Annotated in this window: 4 protein-coding genes; 1 reads left to right on the top strand and 3 read right to left on the bottom strand. The window is 40.7% G+C overall.

All coding sequences use genetic code 11. The features are described 5' to 3' along the window. Positions 1-227: 227 nt before the first annotated feature. Positions 228-575 (top strand): DUF6404 family protein, encoded by a 348-nt coding sequence (locus CAG68_RS22560; RefSeq protein ID WP_443083859.1) that lies wholly within the window; start codon positions 228-230, stop codon positions 573-575. A gap of 253 nt (positions 576-828) precedes the next feature. On the opposite strand, the gene CAG68_RS10315 is transcribed toward CAG68_RS22560, so the two are convergent. The 3 genes from CAG68_RS10315 to CAG68_RS10325 all read right to left on the bottom strand — a co-directional run bounded on the left by CAG68_RS10315 (position 829) and on the right by CAG68_RS10325 (position 2747). Then, positions 829-1350 carry a Fe3+-citrate ABC transporter substrate-binding protein gene (locus tag CAG68_RS10315; protein ID WP_161441107.1) on the bottom strand — a complete coding sequence of 174 codons (522 nt, stop codon included), beginning with the start codon at positions 1348-1350 and terminating at the stop codon, positions 829-831. Between the two features lie 309 nt (positions 1351-1659). Then, positions 1660-2289, bottom strand: coding sequence for a tyrosine-type recombinase/integrase (locus CAG68_RS10320; protein ID WP_161441108.1), 630 nt, complete (start codon positions 2287-2289; stop codon positions 1660-1662). Further along, positions 2289-2747, bottom strand: coding sequence for a hypothetical protein (locus CAG68_RS10325; RefSeq protein ID WP_161441109.1), 459 nt, complete (start codon positions 2745-2747; stop codon positions 2289-2291). The genes CAG68_RS10320 and CAG68_RS10325 overlap by 1 nt, the downstream gene beginning before the upstream one ends. Between the last annotated feature and the right edge of the window lie 208 nt (positions 2748-2955).

The raw sequence follows: 2955 nt of genomic DNA on the forward strand, positions 1-2955 counted from the left end.
AGCTTACAGTAGTGCTCTAAATAAAACTAACAAAGCATTTAAGAGTGATTCCCAACGCTTGGCATTTTTCATTCCATCGTTGGGTTTTGTGTTTACGGTGGCATGGTTGGGTTTCGTGGTAGCGTTGCTCACACCTTAATGCGGCGTTATATTTATTTTCAAATCATGAGGTTACTCGAAATTTAGTCTTTCAACCTTTGTTATCGTTTCCGATTTGAGGGGGAATTATGAGTTATCAAGATAAGTTAGAAAGAGCTGACAACCACCTAAAAGACTTGGGGCTTTCTTGCAATACAGATAAGACTATCTTGTATAGGTTTTTGCGAAGCCGAGGCGTTCAGTTAAAACCCGTATATTGGGAATCACTTCATATGAACATAATCTTGAAATTCATTGAATTTTTCATCGTATATCTGTTTATAACGTATCTGTTTAGCTTGGCTCAAGAAAACTCTAAGTTTATAGATACGTTAACAAATGCACTCATAATGAGTTCTGTATTCTCTATTGCAATCAGTGTTTACTATCTAATAGTTGCTAGAAGAAAATCTCTCATAAAGTGGGACAAAATATAGGGATATCATAAATATAACAAACATTTAAGGCTTCAAGATACTTTTTCTAATCCAAATTTAGCACGTTAGAATCCATACTCTAACGTGCTTTTGTCCAAAGAGCTGTAAGGTACTAGCTGTGCTTCCCACATAAAAAGTTCGCTACTTTAATGTGAAAATTAAGATCTTTCCCAACCAGCCCTCCTCCAAAGCCCTGATAAATAAAGGGCTAACGGCTTACATTGGACTTTTCGCTGAAATGGGCGCAAAACCCCTACTTAAGCTGTACACTGCTGACCTTTTCAATGTGTAACAATACGTCCATAACATCGCTGTGAGCATTGAGTAACTTTCTCTTTGCAATTGTCCATGCCGCTAATTTTCCGTTAGCATTCACGCTCACCTTGATGTAATGCTCGTGCTTTTGGTTGCTCTCATCGTACTTGGTGTACCGTGCTACATAGTATTGCTTGCCATCGATGGTAGTTAGCCGTGGGTCTAGACTTTTTGGCAAACGCGCCAGTAAGTTGAATTGCTTGCGAACGCGATCCCAACAACGTCCCCATAGTTCCTTTCCGATTTGGTTACGTATTTTGGTTGCCTTGCGTAGCCCTTTCTTTTCACCAATGCGAACAAACCCGACAGAACGACGTATATAACCACCCTCCGGCTTAGGCACACTAACTGCGTAACAGGTCTTTTTCTTGGTAATGAATCGATAGCCTGTGTTAGATACGAAATAAGCATAAGCGTTACGACACTCTGACACTCTATAACCCTCAAAAAAACAAAACATGTAATTCCTTTCGGTTGGATTTGGCTGACCATTGCTGCCTTTTCTTGGCCAAATGAACAAAGTTACAGTGTAACTATGTTTTTTGTATTCCTAATTAATGCGACAGATTGATAGTCTTTAGGTCATCATAGCTGCAACCAAGCACCAGCTTGATTGCCTTTTTGCTGAACCCTTTTTTTATTAATTCTCTTACCTTTGGTTTAAGCTCATTCGGAATTGGCTTTCGGGAAAGTTCCTGTTGTCGAAGCTTAAATTCGTTCACTCGTAAGTTCGCGTCCATTAGAGCTTTGCACATAATTTTCCCTCCCGTTATTGCGTCTTTGGTTTTAATGAAATGCCTGTTGTGTACTCTTTCGCTTCGTCATGGAACGTTCTTAAGTAGTGGTCAGTCACGGCAACACTAGAATGACCAAGCGCGTCCTTAATCACTTTCAAAGAGGCTTTCTTTTCAAGTAGTAGCATGGCATACATTTTTCGCATCGAGTGTGTTGATAGCTGGTATGGCAGCCTCAACTCCATCGCTATGCGCTTATACGCTCGGTTGATGTACTGGATACTGATAGCATTGCCCTTTTTGGCTAAGTGGTGATTGGATTGAAACATCAGCTCATTGTGGCCATTGTGTAGGTAGATACGTTTAATCAGTTCTTCCAGTTCGGCATTAACGTGAATAGTAATTCGAGCGGCCTCTTTGGCGGCTTTTTCGCTCTTACCTCGGGTCATACGGCCTTTAAAGCCTTTTGATTGAACAATGGTAAATGACGACCGAATCACGCCATTTATCATCACATCGCTGAATTTTAACTTCGAAATGTCACAGTAACGTAAACCTGTACGCACCTCCATTTCAATCATCATAGAGATAAGTGGGTTAATGTCATCCATTAAACGGATTATTTTTTCCAACTCGTCTAAGTCACGCGCAGGGAAAGCAGCCATTAGATCAACTCCACATCATTAGCACTAACCGTCTTAAACTCGCCACCAACGAACACTTGGATTTGCAGTGTTCGAGATAACAAGCCAAATCCCAAGAATAAGCCTAGTTCGTCATCGACACGCACGAAGTCGTGGTGAACAGGCAATCGGCCAAAGTGGTTGATCATCTTGGTTTGCGCTTGGACGCTTTGAGGCTCTTTAATTGTGTTGATGGCGAAGCGAAGCTGAGAGCGAATCTTTAACGCATTATTACCTTTTCGAGCTTTGCTGATCGTGCCTTGCACACAGGGGAAGCCGTAGAAATTGCGAATGACGGCGGCGGCTTGTTCTTGGCCTCCACATTCATTAATTAGCTCATCCAAAGAGATAAGAATAAGGTCGTGGTGACACTCTTGGATGGCACTTCGTTTGCTTGCCCAATCCTCAGAAAGCGACAACAATTCATTTTTTTTAAACATTTTTGCTGATTCCTTTTTGGCAATATCCGATTGTTTACTCGGAATACAATATATTCCAAAGGAATATATTTTTCAACCATGTTCGGAATAGAATCTCTTTAGTAATAAAGAGTACCAAAAGTGGTCGATTAATCGGCTTTTGATAAATAGCGCAATAGCGTATAGAAAGCCACCAGCAAAAAGTCATTTCTTTTAAATATTCCATAGG

The sequence above is a fragment of the Vibrio sp. V42_P2S4T144 genome (genome assembly GCF_009904715.1).
Classification (GTDB): Bacteria; Pseudomonadota; Gammaproteobacteria; order Enterobacterales; family Vibrionaceae; genus Vibrio; species Vibrio alginolyticus.

Excerpts from the sequence above, each read along its gene's own strand:
- CAG68_RS22560 (WP_443083859.1), top strand. The coding sequence starts at position 228 with ATGAGTTATCAAGATAAGTTAGAAAGAGCTGACAACCACCTAAAAGAC.
- CAG68_RS10315 (WP_161441107.1), bottom strand. The coding sequence starts at position 1,350 with ATGTTTTGTTTTTTTGAGGGTTATAGAGTGTCAGAGTGTCGTAACGCT.
- CAG68_RS10320 (WP_161441108.1), bottom strand. The coding sequence starts at position 2,289 with ATGGCTGCTTTCCCTGCGCGTGACTTAGACGAGTTGGAAAAAATAATC.
- CAG68_RS10325 (WP_161441109.1), bottom strand. The coding sequence starts at position 2,747 with ATGTTTAAAAAAAATGAATTGTTGTCGCTTTCTGAGGATTGGGCAAGC.